The following is a 15,449-nucleotide window of genomic DNA, read 5'->3' as shown; positions in this document are numbered from 1 at the left end:
TCCTTCAGACCCCGCCTCACGGCGACGCCCTTGCGCTTCGCTAGTCCTTCACCGCCATCAGGCTGGACAGAGGACTTCCACCTCCAAGCTGTCGATCATGCTCGGCACACCGTAGGTTGGGTTCGCGCTTGCGAACCCAACACCGGCTCGGGCTGCGCGATGTTGGGTTCGCGTCCGCGAACCCAACCTACGCCCAACTCACCAAGGGGAGAGAACGAGTGACGAAGATGAAGACGATTGCCGCGATCGGCCTGGTGGCCTTGCTGACGGCCGGCGAGGCCGCGGCGGACGACGTGATCCGCCACAAGATCCCGAACTCCGACTTCCCGATCGCCCGGGTGGTCGAAGTGCCGGCCGGCAAGACCACGGTCTATGTCAGCGGCGCGGTGCCGCCGGTGGCCGATGCCAACGCGGCCAAGAACACCGTCGCCGCCTATGGCGACACCAAGGCCCAGACGGTCGCGGTGCTGACCTCGATCGAGAAGACGCTGAAGGACCTCGGCCTCGGCCTGGGCGACGTGGTGAAGATGCAGGTCTTCCTGGTCGGCGACCCGGCCAAAGAGGGCAAGCTGGACTTCGCCGGCTTCATGGAGGGCTACCGCCAGTTCTACGGCACGGCGGAGCAGCCGAACCTGCCGGCGCGTTCGGCGATGCAGGTCGCCGCGCTGGTCAATCCCGGCTATCTGGTCGAGATCGAGGTGACGGCGGTGCGGCCGTAGCGAAGGCTGGCGGTTCGTGCGATCAGGGCGATAAGATCGGACAAAACCACGGAGTCTCGACGTGATCCATGTCATCGCCCTGATCACCGCCAAGCCGGGCAAGCGTGCCGCGCTGCTGGAGGAGTTCTGGAAGATCATCCCCGAGGTCCATGCCGAGCAGGGCTGCATCGAATACGGCCCGGCGGTGGATGCCGAGGGCAGCCCCGACCGCTTCGGCGACGACACCTTCGTGGTGGTCGAGAAGTGGGAGAGCCCGGAGGCGCTGAAGGCGCATTCGGCCGCCCCGCACATGAAGGCCTATGGCGAGCGGACCAGGGACCTGGTCGCAGGCCGAGCCATCCACGTCCTGACGCCGGCCTGAGGGCAGCGGGTCGGGGTCAGTGCCCCGGCCGGCCCGTGCGGCGGCTGTGGCGCTCGACCAGCGCCTTGGCCGCCAGCGTCACCAGCGCCAGCAGCGCCAGGGTCGAGGCGGCGGCGAAGGCGCCGACGGCGTTGTAGTCGTTGTACAGCAGCTCGATCTGCAGCGGCAGCGTGTTGGTCTGGCCGCGGATGTGGCCGGAGACGACCGAGACGGCGCCGAACTCGCCCATCACCCGGGCGTTGCACAGCACCACGCCGTACAGCAGCGCCCATTTGATGTTCGGCAGGGTGACGCGGAAGAAGGTCTGCCAGCCATTGGCGCCCAGCGTCGCCGCCGCCTCCTCCTCGTCGCGCCCCTGCGCCTGCATCAGCGGGATCAGCTCGCGCGCGACATAGGGCGAGGTGACGAACAGGCTGACCAGCACGATCGCCACGGGCGTGAACATCAGGCGGATGCCGTGGTCCTGCAGCCAGGGGCCGAACAGGCCGTTGGCGCCGTACAGGAACAGGTACACGACGCCGGCCACGATCGGCGACACCGAGAACGGGATCTCGACCAGCGTGGTCAGCAGGCGCCGGCCGCGGAACTGGAACTTGGCGATCACCCAGGCCGCCATGATGCCGAACACGGTGTTGACCGGCACCACGATCAGCGCCGTGGTCACGGTCAGGCCGATGGCGTCCAGCGTCTCGCTCTGGCCGATGCTGCGGGCGAAGACGGCGAGGCCGGCGGAAAAGGCCTGGGTGAAGATGATGACGATCGGCGCCACCAGCACCAGGGCGGCCGCCAGCAAGGCCAGGCCGATCAGGATGCGCCGGGTCCAGCGCCCCTCGCCGATGCGGGGCGACCGCCGCGGCCGCGCGGCGGCGGCGGTCGAGGTCACGGGCACGCTGGCCGCAGGCAGGGCGGCTGGGTCGCGGTCAACGGCGATCGACATGGCGCAGGAACCGGGCCTGGAGCAGGTTGGTGGCGAGCAGCAGCACGAAGGCGGCGGCCAGGATGGTCAGCGCCAGCGCCGCGGCGGCGACGTAGTCGTATTCCTCGAGCCGGATGTACACCAGCAGCGCCGCGATCTCGGTCTGCATCGGCCGGTTGCCGGCGATGAAGATCACGGCGCCGAACTCGCCCAGGCTGCGGGCGAAGGCCAGGCTGCAGCCGGCCAGGAAGGCGGGCAGGATCGCCGGCCACACCACATGGCGCAGGGTCGGCCAGTCGCCGGCGCCCAGCGTCCGGGCCGCCTCCTCGACGCCTGCGTCCAGATCCTCCAGCACCGGCTGCACGCTGCGCACCACGAAGGGCAGGCTGGTGAAGGCCATCGCCACGGCGATGCCGAGCGGGGTGTAGGCGACCGGGATGCCGATCGCCGCCAGCGGCGCGCCGAACCAGCCGTTCTTGGCGAACAGCGCGGTCAGGGCGATGCCGGCCACCGCGGTCGGCAGGGCGAAGGGCAGGTCGACGATGGCGTCCAGCAGCCGGCGCCCGGGGAAGCGGTAGCGCACCAGCACCCAGGCCAGCAGCAGCCCGACCACGCCGTTGAACACCGTCGCCGCCAGGGCCATGCCGAGGGTGACCTCGTAGCTGGCGAGGGCGCGTGGCGAGGTGACGATGGCGAGGAACTGGGCCGGCGTCAGGCTGGCCGCCTTGAGCGCCAGGGCGCCCAGCGGCAGGAGGACGATCAGCGCCAGATAGACCAGCGTGCAGCCCAGCGTCAGCCGGAAGCCGGGCAGCACCCGGCGCCGGGCGGGACGGGGGGCGGCGAGGGCGGCGCTGGTCATAGGACGCCGCGGCTCACTGGTTCACGAACACGGTGTCGAGGATGCCGCCGGAGACGAAATGCTCGGCATTCACCTTGTCCCAGCCGCCGAACACCTCGTCGACCGTGGCCAGCGTCACCGCCGGGAACTGGTGCTTGGCCGCGACCTCGGCCAGGGTCGGGCGGTAGAAATGCGCGGCCAGGATCTCCTGCCCCGCCGGCTGGTACAGGAAGTCGAGATAGCCCTTGGCGACCTCGGCCGTGCCGCGGGCATCGGCCACCTTGTCGACCACCGCCACCGGGAAGTCGGCCTTCAGGCTGGCCGGCGGCACCACCACCTCGAAGCCGCGGTCGCCATACTCCTTCTGGATGCCGCGGGTCTCGGCCTCGAAGGTGATCAGCACGTCGCCGGTCTCGCGCTCGACGAAGGTGGTGGTGGCGCCGCGCCCGCCGGTGTCGAACACCGGCACATGCGACAGCACGGTCTTGACGAAGGCCTTGGCCTTCTCCTGGTCGCCGCCATTGGCCTTCAGCGCCCAGGCATAGGCCGCCAGGTAGGTGTAGCGGGCGTTGCCCGAGGTCTTCGGGTTGGGGAAGACGATCTGCACGTCGTCGCGCGCCAGGTCGCCCCAGTCCTTGATGCCCTTCGGGTTGCCCTGGCGCACCAGGAAGGCGGGGAAGGAGTAGTAGGGCGAGGCGCCGTTCGGGAAGGCCGACTGCCAGCCCGGCTTGACCGCGCCGCCCTTCTCCAGCGCCGTGATGTCGGTCGCCTGATTGAAGGTGACGACATCGGCCGGCAGCCCCTCCAGGATCGACCGCGCCTGCTTCGAGGTGCCGGCATGCGACTGCTCGACCGTCACATCCTGGCCCGACTTGCCCTTCCAATAGGCCTGGAAAGCCGGGTTGATGTCGACGAAGAGCTCGCGGCCGACATCGAAGGAGGCGTTGAGGATGGTGGTCTGGGCCTCGGCCACCCCACCGCTCAGCAGGCCGGCGGCCAGCGCCAGCGCCAGGAAGGAACGCTTCATCGAAATCTCCAGAATGCTCAGGCGGCCTGGCGCGCCGGGAACAGGCCGAAATGGCTGGCGCCGACCTGTAGCGTCTCGCCCGCGGCGGGCAGGCGGGCCGCCAGTTGGCGCCGATGCCATTCCAGGTCCAGCGGGATGGCGCCGCGCTGGGTCACCGCCTCGACCCGCACCAGCGGGCCGACGACGTTGACGCTGCGGATCGCGATCGGGAAGGCGTCGCTGCGCGCCTCCTGCGGCACCAGGTCGTGCGGGCGGACGAAGATCTCGCCGGCGCCGTCCGGCCCGGCATAGCCCGCGGGCCGCGGCAGCACCGCGCCCTCGACATCGACCCGGTCCGGGCCGATGCGGCAGGGCAGGCGCACGGCCTGGCCGAGGAACTCGTAGACGAAGGGCGTGGCCGGCCGCTCATAGACCTCGGTGGGGCTGCCGATCTGCTCGACCCGGCCATGGTCCATCACCACCACCTGGTCGGCCAGCTCCAGCGCCTCCTCCTGGTCGTGGGTGACGAAGACGGTGGTCAGCTTCAGCGTCTGGTGCAGCTCGCGCAGCCAGCGGCGCAGATCCTTGCGGACCCGGGCGTCGAGCGCGCCGAAGGGCTCGTCCAGCAGCAGGATGCGCGGCTCGATCGCCAGGGCCCGGGCCAGGGCCACGCGCTGGCGCTGGCCGCCGGACAGCTGGTCGGGATAGCGGTCGCCGAATTTTTCCAGCTGCACCAGGGCCAGCAGTTCCTTGGCCCGGACCCGGATCGCCTCCGCCTCCGGCCGGGTCTGGCGCGGCCGCACCTTCAGGCCGAAGCCGATATTGTCCAGCACGCTCATGTGCCGGAACAGGGCGTAGTGCTGGAACACGAAGCCGACCTGGCGGTCGCGGACATCGACCGCCGACATGTCGGTGCCGCCGATCCGCAAGCTGCCGGCATCGGCATGCTCCAGCCCGGCGATGATGCGCAGCAGCGTCGTCTTGCCCGAGCCGGACGGGCCGAGCAGGGCGCAGAGATGCCCCGCCTCGATGTCGAGGCCGATCCCCGACAGGGCGGTGAACTCCTGAAACCGCTTCTCGATCCCGCGAAGCTCGACGCGCATCAATTTTGCCTGTGTTTACTGTAAATAATGGGCTTCCATCATAGCGGAGCGTAGAAACCGCGCCAGCGGAAAATCCGGCATTCAATGGATAAGTCCATAGGATTGAACAAATGAATTTTGTCATTGCCGGGCTTGACCCGGCAATCCAGTGGGTGTCGACATCTTCTGGATGCCCGGGTCAAGCCCGGGCATGACAAGGAGGGAGGGCAGAAGGGGGCGGCGCCCTACGCCTCCTCGGCCGGCTCCAGCTGGATCACCGAGCCGTCGATCAGCACCTTGCCGCGGTTCTCGAAATTCACCGTGATCCGGTTGCCGATCACCGACTGCACCTGGCCGGGACCCCAGTCGGGCTGGTCCGGGTGCCGCACCCACATGCCGGGCGCCAGCCCCAGATCGATCCCGAACCCATTCTCGAACGCCATCAACACGCTCCCGACACCATTCGCTCACGTTGCCACGGATTGCAGGGCCGCGTCAGGGGAGTTACACCCGGAGGGCACTCCGGAGTTCCCATGGACGATCGGCCGCCCTGCCGTCCTGAAACCATCGCCGCCCGCCTCGACGGCTATCTCTGCGGCGACACCGGCGCGATCGTGCCGCCGATCCATCCATCATCGACCTATGCCCGCGACGCCGCCTACGCCCAGGTCGGCGGCCGCGGCTACAGCCGCGACGACAACCCTACCTATCTGCAGGCCGAGGCGCTGCTGGCGCGGCTGGAGGGCGGGTCGGCGGCGATGCTGTTCGCCTCCGGCATGGCGGCGATCGCGACCCTGTTCCAGGCGCTGGCGCCCGGCGACCACGTCGTCTGCTCACGCGACATGTATTTCGGCACCGGCAAGCTGCTGCGCGAGCTGCTGATCCCCTGGGGCCTCGTCTGCGACCTGGTCGACACCACCGACCTCGACGCCCTGCGCGCGGCGGTTCGGCCCGGGGTGACCAAGCTGGTCTTCGTCGAGACCCCGGCCAACCCGATCTGGTCGGTCACCGACATCGCCGGCGCCGCCGCGATCGCACATGCGGCCGGGGCGCTGCTCGCGGTCGACAACACCTCGGCCTCGCCGGCGCTGTGCCGGCCGATCGCCCATGGCGCCGACCTCGTGGTCCACTCCGCCACCAAATACCTGAACGGCCATTCCGACGTGGTCGCGGGCGCGGTGGTGACGGCGGCCGACAGCCCGCTATGGCAGCGCATCGGCCGCATCCGCTTCCTGGCCGGACCGGTGCTGGGCCCGTTCGAGGCCTGGCTGCTGCTGCGCGGCATGCGCACCCTGTTCGTGCGGGTGCGCGCCGCCAGTGCCAGCGCCCAGCGCATCGCCGAGCGCTTCGACGGCCATCCGGCGGTGGCGCAGGTCTGCTACCCCGGCCTGCCGGGCTTTCCCGGCCATGCGATCGCGGCGCGGCAGATGGAGGGCGGCTTCGGCGGCATGCTGTCGCTGCGCCTGGCCGGGGGCCGCGAGGCGGCCCTGCGCGCGATCTCCCGCGTCCGCATCTTCATCCGCGCCACCTCGCTGGGCGGGGTCGAGAGCCTGATCGAGCACCGCGCCACGATCGAGAAGGAGGACGGCACGGTGCCCGACGACCTGCTGCGCCTGTCGATCGGCATCGAGGCAGTGGAGGATCTGATCGCGGATCTGGAGCAGGCGCTGGCAGGGTGACGGACCACAACCGGACGAAGAACAGGGGCGGCATGGCGGACAGGGAAGCGGGGGCCTTCGTCGAATTCGTCGACGTGGCCAAGACCTATGACGGCGAGACGCTGGTGGTGCGGGGGCTGGACCTCGCCATCCGGCAGGGCGAGTTCCTGACCCTGCTCGGCCCCTCCGGCTCGGGCAAGACCACGACGCTGATGATGCTGGCCGGGTTCGAGACGCCGACCCGCGGCCGCATCCTGCTCGAGGGCAAGGCGATCGACGCGCTGCCGCCCTGGCGCCGCGACATCGGCATGGTGTTCCAGAACTACGCCCTGTTCCCGCACATGACGGTGCGCGAGAACGTGGCCTTTCCGCTTAAGGTCCGCGGCATCGGCGGCGCGGATGCCGAGGCGCGGGTCGAGCGCGCGCTCGACATGGTCAAGCTGGCCGGCTTCGGCGGCCGCCGTCCGGCCCAGCTCTCCGGCGGGCAGCAGCAGCGCGTGGCCCTGGCCCGGGCGCTGGTGTTCGAGCCGCGGCTGGTGCTGATGGACGAGCCGCTGGGCGCACTCGACAAGCAGCTGCGCGAGCACATGCAGCTCGAGATCAAGCACCTGTACCGCTCGCTCGGCGTCACCGTGGTCTATGTCACCCACGACCAGGGCGAGGCGCTGACCATGTCCGACCGCATCGCCGTGTTCCACGACGGCGCGATCGACCAGCTGGCGGCGCCGGACGACCTGTACGACCGGCCGGAGACCGCCTTCGTCGCCCAGTTCATCGGCGAGAACAACAAGCTGGCCGGGACCGTCGAGGCCCTGGCGGGCGGCCAGTGCACGGTCGCGGTCGATGGCGGCTTCTCGGTGCTGGCGACGCCGGTCGGGGCGGCCGGGCAGGGCGCCCGCGCCACCCTGTCGATCCGGCCGGAGCGGGTGCGCCTGTCGCCCGGCGCCGAAGCCGGGCCGAACCGCTTCCCGGCCCGGATCGAGGAGCTGATCTTCCACGGCGACCACACCCGGGCCCGGCTGTCGCTGCTCGGCCGGGACGATTTCGTGCTCAAGCTGCCGAACGCCGACGGCCGGCCGGCCCTGGCGCCGGGCGAGGCAGTGACTGTCGGTTGGGCCGCCGCCGACTGCCGGGCGTTGACCGCCTGACTCACGGGAATCATTGAGCGATCCGCCGTTCCGGTTGTAGGACGGTCTATTCCCGCCGACTCACTAGGGACGCCGCGATGCCGGACCCGGTCGTACCGGTCGAGACCGAGAGGCTGATTCTCCGCCGCTTCACGCCGGAGGATTTCGAGGCGTTCCACGGCTATCACGGCTTGCCGGAGGTCGCCCGCTACCTGTACCGCAACCCGCGCACGCCGGAGCAGTCGCGGGCGGCGCTGGAGCGGATCGGCGTGCTGAAATTCGAGGGCGAGGGCGATGAGCTGGTGCTGGCGGTCGCGGCCCGCGCCGGCGGCGCCCTGCTCGGCGAGGTGCTGCTGAAATGGGTCAGCCGGGAGGCCCGGCAGGCCGAGGTGGGCTACATCTTCGCGCCGGAGGCCGCCGGCCGCGGCTACGCCACCGAGGCGGCGCGGGCGGTGCTGGCCCTCGGCTTCGGCCGGTTCGACTTTCACCGCATCTTCGCCCGCTGCGACGCGCTGAACACCGGCTCGGTCAACGTCCTCAAGCGGCTCGGCATGCGGCAGGAGGCGCATCTGGTCCAGAACGACCGGTTCAACGGCATCTGGGGCGACGAGCTGATCTTCGCCATGCTGCAGGAGGAATGGCGGCTGTCAGGCTGAGGCCGGGCCGGCCTGCCCGGTGGTCTCGCGGCGGAGCGGATAGAGGATCCGCACCGAGGTGCCGCGGCCTTCCGCCGAGTCGATCCGGAAGCGGCCGCCGAGCGCCTTGACCATCTCGGCGCAGCCGGTCAGGCCGAGCCCGACATGGCTGCCGGCCCGCATCGAGAAGAACGGCTCCGCCGCCTTGGCGCGCACCGCGCGGGACATGCCGAGGCCGTTGTCGATCACCTCGAGCACCAGGCGGCGCCCGAACGGGAAGCGCCGGGTCAGGCGGGCGCGGAGGACGACCCGGGACTCCGGCTTCCCCGCCGCGGCCACGGCGTGCTCCGCATTGCGGATCAGCTCGTCCAGGATCAGGTGGAACTGTGGCGACGCCACCAGCGCCGTCCGCGCCTCCTCGGGGACGTCGAACTGGATCCGCCCGTCGTGATCCTGCGACAGGGCGTCGAGGATGCTCTGCAGCGCGACGTTCCGGGTCGGCTTCGCCGAATAGCCGATCTTCACCAGGCCGTTGTTGATGCTGTCCAGCTCGGCCGCGGCCCGCGCGGCGGCGGCGACCATCTCGGGGTCGGGGGCCTCGCCGTCGCGCAGGCCCTTGATGAACAGCGCCAGCGCCGCGACCCGCGACCGCGTCATATGCGCGAACAGCGACGAGAAGGAGCGGATCTGCTGGTCCTTGCGCCGCGCCATCATCGATTGCTGGTGGATGATCACCCCGACCACGATGACCGCCGACAGCGCCAGCACGAAGATGGCCACATTGCGCAGCGCGTTCTCGGCGATATGCGCGGTCTCGTTCAGGGTGCGGCTGTGGGCGCCCGTGGTGCCCGAGACCTGGAACATGTCCTGCTGGATGTCGATCAGCAGGGACAGCGTGTCCTGGTCGTTCGCCGCCGCGCTCAGATTCGGCAGGATCCGGGTCCGGATGGTCTGGATGCTGCGGTCGATCCGGGCGAAATCCTGCGGGTCCAGGAAGTGGTCGATATATTGCAGGTTGCGCAGCGCCACCATGTTGAACTGCAGCAGCCCGACCTCCTGCGCCAGCTGCGGTTCACGGTCCCCGGTGGCCATCGACAGGCGCAGCAGCCCGACGATGTTGGCCAGCCTTTCCCGGATCTGCGAGCCCCGCCATTGCACCTCGTAGGACTGCATCAGGAGGATGTCGGTCTCCTCGCGGTAATGCTCGGACCGCATGAACGACCAGGACCCCAGCAGGATGGCGACGGCCAGCCCGAGATAGGGCACGAAGTCCAGCCACCGCCGCAGCGCCTTCATGAGCCGGGACGCAGGGCGACGACGAACCAGACCCAGATCGCGTTGCGTCCGGCCGTGTAGGATTTGGGCAGCTTGTCGAGCGGCCAGATGATCGAATAGGGCCCGGAATCCGCCAGGTCGAGCGGCCGGAACTCCTGGCCGTCGGCGCACCGGGCGGTCTTGTGGTCCGCCGCGGAGCAGGCCCGTTCGACGGCGAGGATCGGCTCGTAGTCCTGGATCTCGTCCATCCGGATGGTGGTGATGAAATCGTCGTAGGCGAACACCTCGATGGTGGCGGCCTCGCCCAGCCCGCTCCGGGCCAGGACGTCCTTGAGGTCCGGGCCGCGGTAGCGGATGGTCTCGCCGGCCTCGCTCCACGGCGTGCCGGTGTCGATCTCCCGTTGCGGGAAGGCGGTCCGGATCTGGTCCGGCGTATAGGTGGCGATCGCCTGGCCCGGAGAGCTTTCGACCCGAAGGATGTGGGGATCCTCGTAGCCGACCGGGGCGGCGGCCGCGCCGCCGGCGATGGCCAGCATGGCGGCGGCGGTCAGCGCCATGCGGAGAAGATGGAGCATCAGCCGGCCCGGACGGGGGAAAGACAGGGATCGGGCGCGGCGGTCATCCTCAGGCGCCTTTCGGGAACAGCCCGTTCTTCAGCAGCTTGGCGCGGGCCTGCTTGTAGTACTTCTCCACCGTATAGGGGTCGATGCCGAACCGATCGCCCATCTTCTCGTAGATCTCCTTGCGCTTGACCCCCTTCGCCCGGCTCCGCATGAAATCGATGATCTCCTGCTCCCGGGGCGTCAGGCCGGAATAGTAGAACTCCGGCGTCACCGCCTTGACCGCGGACAGCGACAGCGAGAACCGGGTGTCCGAGATCTTGTCGATGATGCTGGAGAGCGTGTCCCGGTCGAGGCCGGTCTTGCCGACATAGGCATTGGCCCCGAGCATCCGGCACGCCTCGCCCTCCTCGACCGAATCCGATCCGGTGACGACGATGTGCAGCGCATCGGGCGAGGCGTCGACCACCGCCTTGACCACGGCGAGCCGGTGCTGCGGCGAGGTCGGGTCGAAGCCGGGCAGGCCCGGATCGATGATCACCAGGTCGAAGCTGTGCTCGCGCAGCAGGCCGGAGGCGATCTCCCAGGTCGCGGCGCCCTGCACGATGCAGTCCCGCAGCGCGGCCTTCAGCTCACTGATCAAGGCGAGGCGCATCAGATCCTGGTCCTCGATCACCAGGGCGCGGGACGTCTGTTCACCAACCGTCATGGCAGCGTCTTCCAGGATGGGAGCGACCGGGAATCCTAGTCCCGCTGCCCGGTTCGCACCAGGATCAGGTTTCGGCTGAAATGTCGCGTTGAAAAAGGGGGGCGTCCCCCCCTTTCTTCAGGGTCGGAATCAGGACTGAAGTGATGGCTTGATCACGGTCGTGATTCCGCATGTCTATCGTTTGTGGAAGTGCCGCGCGGATGGAAAATTTACTAAAAAACGTCAGATCTTTTGTCAACTGGAACCTTGGTGCGTTGGCGGAGTTCCTTGACGGAGTCTTAAGTCTGTCACAGCGCGGCGGGCATCGGGCACCGGTCACTGCGAGGGCGGTCGTCCGGACCGGCCGGGCGCGCGGCTCTGCCACTGGGGATCGGCCATGACCACGATCGGCATCGGCACGCTGTACCGCAACCGCGATGTCATCGAGGGGCCGGTCAAGACGCTGCTGTTCCAGGACCGGATCCGGCTGGTTCCGAACCCGCAGGCCGCGGACAGCCCGAAGGCGCCCGACCTCCTGATCTATTCGGGCGAGAACCAGATCGGCGGCGCCTGGGCCTGCCGGCGAGAGGAGCCGCCGGTGTCCTACAACGTGCAGATCCACGATCCGCACGTCTCCCGGCCGATCCATGCGACGCTGTGCCAGTCGGACCAGGACGACGACCGCTTCGACCTCTATTGGTCGCACTGAGGAGCCGGCCCTGGCGCCCTCCCGGGCTATTGCCCACCCAATGCGCGATACACCTTGAGCCCGGCCCGGCCGGTCTGGGGCATGCCGAGGCGCTGCTCGGCCGCCGAGATCGCGGCGCGGGTGGCCGGGCCGATCTTGCCGTCCGCCTGGCCGCCGATGTCGTAGCCCTGGGCCAGCAGTAGCTGCTGCAGCCCCAGCCGCTGCGCCCGCGACAGGCCGGGATCATCGGTCGGCCATGGCGTGCGCAGCGCCGGCCCGCCGGCCAGCCGGTCGGCGAGGTGGGAGATGGCGAGCGCGTAGGATTCCGCGGCGTTGTAGGAATAGATCGCGTCGAAGTTGCGGAACACCAGGAAGCCCGGCCCCCGCGGCCCGGCCGGCAGCAAGAGGCCGGCCTGGGCGTTGCCGGACAGCGGCGCGCCGTCGGCCCGGACGACGCCGCGCTGGGCCCAGGCCGACAGCGGGTCCTTGTCCTTGCGCCCGGTCGGGCCGTTGTAGCCGGCCGGGACCTTGACCTCGATCATCCAGGGCTGGCCCTGCTGCCAGCCGGCGCGCTTCAGGTAGTTGGCGGTGGAGCCGAGCGCGTCGGCGATCGAATTGACCAGGTCGCGCCGCCCGTCGCCGTCGAAATCGACCGCCAGGCGCTGATAGGTCGAGGGGATGAACTGGGTCTGGCCGAAGGCGCCGGCCCAGGAGCCGTAGAGCTCGTCCAGCCGCAGGTCGCCGGCGCTGACCAGCTTCAGCGCCGCCATCAGCTCGCCGCGCCAGAAATCGGTGCGCCGTTCGCCGGCGCAGACCAGCGTGGCCAAGGCGTGCGGCAGGAAGTAGTTGCCGCGCTCCTTGCCGTAGTCGCTCTCGACGCCCCAGACCGCGACGATCACGGTGCGGTCGATGCCGTAGCGCTGCTCCGCCTGCTGCAGCACGCGGCCGTATTTCGACATCATCGCCCGGCCGTCGGCGATGCGCTGGTCGTCGACCAGGAAGGCCAGATAGTCCCAGATCGGCGTCACGAACTCCGGCTGGGTCTGCAGGAAGCGCAGCACCTTGTCGTCCGGCTGGGTCAGCCCGTCGAAGGCGCGGGCGGTGACGTCGCGGTCGACCCCGGCCTTCACCGCGGACTCGGCCAGGCCAGAGACGCAGGAGCCGAAATCGGCCAGGGCCGGGCCGGCGGCCAGAAGCGGCAGGAGGCCGAACAGCGCCGCCCCGACATTCCGGCCGGATCCGAACAGGCGAGACGTCATCCCTTCCTCCACGCGATGGAACCCGCGCCTCGGTGCGGCGCGGCGCGATCCTGTCCCATCCGGGCGGCCGCGACAACCCGCGGCTCCGGGCTCAGGCCATTTCCGCCGCCGGCCAGACGCGGCCGGGGCGGTCGGTGTCGATCCGGTAGTCCGAGGCGTAGCGGTCGAACAAGCCGCGCCCGAGCCGGCGGGCCTCGGCCAGCGGGTCCAGCGGGTCGCGCCGCACCTCGCCCCGGGCATTGCCGTAGCCATGCGCCACCCCGACGAATCGCGACCGGGTGTAGCGACTGTATTCCTGGACCTGATGCACGATCGCGGCGGCGACCGCGGGATAGGCCTCCTCGGAGCTGAGCACGAGGCCGATCCGCTTGCCGGTCATCCGCGCCTTCACCGTCTCGGATTCGGGGTAGGAGGCGGCGACGTAGCAGAACATCCGGTCGAAGAACGCCTTGAGCTGGGCCGACATGCCGTACCAGTAGATCGGCGTGGCCACGACCACCCCGTCGGCGGTGAGGAAGCGGTCGAGGAACAGCGGCCGGTACCCGTCGTCGATGGCGCAGCTGCCGTCCGGCCGCCGGCACTGCCGGCAGTCGCGCAGGAAGCCGCCGATGGCGTCGGCCAGATGGACCGTCTCGGCGGCATGGCCGGCTTCGGCCAGCCCGGCCGCGACCGCGCCGGCCAGGGCGGCGGAGTTCCCCTCGCGCCGGGGGCTGGAGCTGAGGATCAGGGCCTTCATACGTCTCCTCACAGGGCTTGCAATCCGCGATACGAGTCCATGTATCGGGAATGGGCCCGCGGCCCGCAATTACGCACCTCGAGGTAACCATGGCGCCTCCGGACCGGCCCGAACCCGCCCTGGCTTCCGCGCCCGATGTCTTCGACGAGACCTGCTCGGCCCGTCACGCGCTGGAGTTGGTCGCATCGAAATGGTCGGTGCTGATCCTCTCGGCCCTGGGCGACGGGCCGACCCGCAACGCCGAGCTGCTGTGCCGGATCGGCGGCATCTCGCAGAAGATGCTGACCCAGACCCTGCGCGACCTGGAGCGCAACGGCCTCGTGCTGCGCCAGGACTTCCACACCGCCCGGCCCTGCGTCGAATACCGGCTCAGCCCGCTCGGCGAATCCCTGAGCGAGACCCTGACGGCCCTGGACCGCTGGGCCGGGCACAACTTCCCCGCCCTCGACGCGGCGCGGGAGGCGTTCGACGCCCGGGAGGGGGAGGAGTGACGTTGAGATCGGCGTTCGTCCCCCTTCCTCGTCATGGCGAGGAGCGAAGCGACGTGGCCATCCAGTGAGTGGTGCCGCTGGATGGCCACGCCCCTTCGGGGCTCGCCATGACGGATCTAGAGTTTGGACCCCGGTGTGAACCTCAGACCTGGACCGATTTCATCCCGGCGGCCGGATAGCGCGTGCCGGCCGCGGCGCCGGTCGGGATGGCGGCGTCCAGCCGGGCCAGGTCCTCCGCCGTCAGCGTCACCTGCAGGGCGCCGAGATTCTCCTCCAGCCGCGCGATCGACCGGGTGCCGGGGATCGCCACCACGTCATCGCCCTGGGCCAGCAGCCAGGCCAAAGCGAGATGCGACGGCTTGCAGCCCTTTTCCGCTGCCAGCGCCTCGAACCGGTCGACCAGCCCGCGGTTGTGGGCGAAGTTCTCGGGCTGGAAGCGCGGATGCGCCGCCCGGCGGCCGTCGATCTGGGAGATGTCCTGGATCGCGCCGGCCAGGAAGCCGCGGCCGAGCGGGGAATAGCCGACGAAGCCGATGCCGAGCGACCGGGTGACCTGCCGCGTCGCCTCCGCCTCGGCGCGATACAGCAACGAGTATTCGGTCTGCACCGCGGCGATCGGGTGGACGGCATGGGCCCGGCGGATGGTCTCCACCCCGGCCTCGGACAGGCCGAGATGGCGGACCTTGCCCTGCTCGACCAGCCGGGCCATGGCGCCGACCGTGTCCTCGATCGGCACTGCCGGGTCGACCCGGTGCTGGTAGTACAGGTCGATGGTGTCGACCCCCAGGCGCCGCAGGCTGGCCTCGCAGGCCTGGACCACGTAGTCGGGCCGGCCGTCGACTCCGTTCGGGCCGCCCTCGCGCCGGGTCTGGCCGAATTTGGTGACCAGAACGACGCGGTCGCGCCGGCCCTTCAGGGCGCGGCCCAGCAGCTCCTCATTGTGGCCCCAGCCATACATGTCGGCGCTGTCGAGATGGTCGACGCCGAGGTCGATGGCGCGGCGGATCAGATCCTCCGAGGCCGCGTCGTCGGCGGCGCCATAGACGCCCGAGAGCGGCATCAGGCCGAGCCCGATGGCGGAGACTGAGAGGCCGCCGAGCCGGCGATGCGCGATGCTGGGAGCCGTTGTCATGGGTCCGTCCTTCCGATCAGGCCGTTCTGCGTTCTGTGGGAGCGGCCGCGGCGAGGAGGGCCGGGGGTGCCGGCGCGGGCGGGCCGTTCGGGGCCAGTGTGACTCCCGGACGGCTGAACGCCAAGTCCGCCGGAGGTCCAAGGTAAAGGCGCATGCTCTTTGCGTTGCCTCTTGCGGGAGAGGTCGGAGACGCGAAGCGGCTCCGGGTGAGGGGATTTCGTCGAGGCCTAGGCCCGCCCTCACCCGGTCGTCCTACGGACGCCCGACCTCTCCCGCCA

At 69.9% G+C, this 15,449-nt stretch carries 18 protein-coding genes; 7 read left to right on the top strand and 11 right to left on the bottom strand.

What is annotated here, in order from left to right; genetic code table 11:
* Window positions 1-227: 227 nt before the first annotated feature.
* On the top strand, window positions 228-719 hold the full coding sequence (locus tag ACTOWL_RS35870; RefSeq protein ID WP_441326098.1) for a RidA family protein: 492 nt from the start codon (window positions 228-230) through the stop codon (window positions 717-719).
* Between the two features lie 61 nt (window positions 720-780).
* Window positions 781-1,080 (top strand): putative quinol monooxygenase, encoded by a 300-nt coding sequence (locus tag ACTOWL_RS35865; RefSeq protein WP_441326097.1) that lies wholly within the window; start codon window positions 781-783, stop codon window positions 1,078-1,080.
* A gap of 16 nt (window positions 1,081-1,096) precedes the next feature.
* Here the strand turns inward: ACTOWL_RS35865 and cysW are convergent, their stop codons facing one another.
* The 5 genes from cysW to ACTOWL_RS35840 form a co-directional block, all read right to left on the bottom strand.
* Entirely contained in the window at window positions 1,097-2,017 is a 921-nt protein-coding gene (gene cysW, locus ACTOWL_RS35860; RefSeq protein WP_441326096.1) for a sulfate ABC transporter permease subunit CysW, read from the bottom strand.
* Window positions 2,001-2,855 (bottom strand): sulfate ABC transporter permease subunit CysT, encoded by an 855-nt coding sequence (gene cysT, locus ACTOWL_RS35855; protein WP_441326095.1) that lies wholly within the window; start codon window positions 2,853-2,855, stop codon window positions 2,001-2,003. The genes cysW and cysT overlap by 17 nt, the downstream gene beginning before the upstream one ends.
* 13 nt (window positions 2,856-2,868) lie before the next feature.
* Window positions 2,869-3,861 (bottom strand): sulfate ABC transporter substrate-binding protein, encoded by a 993-nt coding sequence (locus ACTOWL_RS35850; RefSeq protein ID WP_441326094.1) that lies wholly within the window; start codon window positions 3,859-3,861, stop codon window positions 2,869-2,871.
* Window positions 3,862-3,878: 17 nt separating this feature from the next.
* Window positions 3,879-4,943, bottom strand: coding sequence for a sulfate/molybdate ABC transporter ATP-binding protein (locus ACTOWL_RS35845; RefSeq protein ID WP_441326093.1), 1,065 nt, complete (start codon window positions 4,941-4,943; stop codon window positions 3,879-3,881).
* Window positions 4,944-5,167: 224 nt separating this feature from the next.
* Window positions 5,168-5,365 carry a DUF3553 domain-containing protein gene (locus ACTOWL_RS35840; protein WP_441326092.1) on the bottom strand — a complete coding sequence of 66 codons (198 nt, stop codon included), beginning with the start codon at window positions 5,363-5,365 and terminating at the stop codon, window positions 5,168-5,170.
* Window positions 5,366-5,455: 90 nt separating this feature from the next.
* Between ACTOWL_RS35840 and ACTOWL_RS35835 the strand changes: the two genes are divergently transcribed.
* The 3 genes from ACTOWL_RS35835 (at window position 5,456) to ACTOWL_RS35825 (ending at window position 8,363) form a co-directional block, all read left to right on the top strand.
* Window positions 5,456-6,601: a trans-sulfuration enzyme family protein gene (locus ACTOWL_RS35835; protein WP_441326091.1), complete on the top strand. Its 1,146-nt coding sequence runs from the start codon at window positions 5,456-5,458 to the stop codon at window positions 6,599-6,601.
* 32 nt (window positions 6,602-6,633) lie between these two features.
* Window positions 6,634-7,728, top strand: a complete 1,095-nt coding sequence (locus tag ACTOWL_RS35830) for an ABC transporter ATP-binding protein (protein WP_441326090.1) — start codon at window positions 6,634-6,636, stop codon at window positions 7,726-7,728.
* Window positions 7,729-7,805: 77 nt separating this feature from the next.
* Entirely contained in the window at window positions 7,806-8,363 is a 558-nt protein-coding gene (locus ACTOWL_RS35825; RefSeq protein ID WP_441326089.1) for a GNAT family N-acetyltransferase, read from the top strand.
* Here the strand turns inward: ACTOWL_RS35825 and ACTOWL_RS35820 are convergent.
* From ACTOWL_RS35820 to ACTOWL_RS35810, 3 genes are read right to left on the bottom strand one after another with little or no spacing between them, the layout of a single operon-like run.
* Window positions 8,355-9,638, bottom strand: a complete 1,284-nt coding sequence (locus tag ACTOWL_RS35820) for a sensor histidine kinase (protein ID WP_441326088.1) — start codon at window positions 9,636-9,638, stop codon at window positions 8,355-8,357. The two genes, ACTOWL_RS35825 and ACTOWL_RS35820, sit on opposite strands and share 9 nt — an antisense overlap.
* Window positions 9,635-10,192 (bottom strand): hypothetical protein, encoded by a 558-nt coding sequence (locus ACTOWL_RS35815; protein WP_441326087.1) that lies wholly within the window; start codon window positions 10,190-10,192, stop codon window positions 9,635-9,637. Before ACTOWL_RS35815 ends, ACTOWL_RS35820 begins: the two co-directional genes overlap by 4 nt.
* Before the next feature lie 49 nt (window positions 10,193-10,241).
* The gene (locus ACTOWL_RS35810; RefSeq protein WP_441326086.1) at window positions 10,242-10,886 is read right to left on the bottom strand and encodes a response regulator transcription factor; all 645 of its coding nucleotides are present in this window, start codon (window positions 10,884-10,886) and stop codon (window positions 10,242-10,244) included.
* A 376-nt stretch (window positions 10,887-11,262) separates the two neighbouring features.
* On the opposite strand from ACTOWL_RS35810, the gene ACTOWL_RS35805 reads away from it, so the two are divergent.
* Window positions 11,263-11,574: a DUF736 domain-containing protein gene (locus ACTOWL_RS35805; protein ID WP_441326085.1), complete on the top strand. Its 312-nt coding sequence runs from the start codon at window positions 11,263-11,265 to the stop codon at window positions 11,572-11,574.
* Between the two features lie 26 nt (window positions 11,575-11,600).
* Here ACTOWL_RS35805 and ACTOWL_RS35800 read toward each other — a convergent pair whose 3' ends face one another.
* Both ACTOWL_RS35800 and ACTOWL_RS35795 read right to left on the bottom strand, forming a co-directional pair.
* Complete coding sequence (locus ACTOWL_RS35800) at window positions 11,601-12,812, bottom strand: lytic murein transglycosylase (RefSeq protein ID WP_441326084.1); 1,212 nt, start codon at window positions 12,810-12,812, stop codon at window positions 11,601-11,603.
* Between the two features lie 91 nt (window positions 12,813-12,903).
* Window positions 12,904-13,548 carry a flavodoxin family protein gene (locus tag ACTOWL_RS35795; RefSeq protein ID WP_441326083.1) on the bottom strand — a complete coding sequence of 215 codons (645 nt, stop codon included), beginning with the start codon at window positions 13,546-13,548 and terminating at the stop codon, window positions 12,904-12,906.
* An 89-nt stretch (window positions 13,549-13,637) separates the two neighbouring features.
* Here ACTOWL_RS35795 and ACTOWL_RS35790 point away from each other — a divergent pair, with 89 nt between their 5' ends.
* Complete coding sequence (locus ACTOWL_RS35790) at window positions 13,638-14,039, top strand: winged helix-turn-helix transcriptional regulator (protein WP_441326082.1); 402 nt, start codon at window positions 13,638-13,640, stop codon at window positions 14,037-14,039.
* Between the two features lie 142 nt (window positions 14,040-14,181).
* Here ACTOWL_RS35790 and ACTOWL_RS35785 read toward each other — a convergent pair whose 3' ends face one another.
* Complete coding sequence (locus ACTOWL_RS35785; RefSeq protein WP_441326081.1) at window positions 14,182-15,171, bottom strand: aldo/keto reductase; 990 nt, start codon at window positions 15,169-15,171, stop codon at window positions 14,182-14,184.
* Window positions 15,172-15,449 lie beyond the last annotated feature (278 nt).

This window comes from Inquilinus sp. CA228, assembly GCF_052078665.1.
Classification (GTDB): Bacteria; Pseudomonadota; Alphaproteobacteria; order DSM-16000; family Inquilinaceae; genus Inquilinus.
The sequence above is the reverse complement of the archived record's forward strand: the minus strand, read 5'-3'. Positions and strand labels throughout refer to the sequence as shown.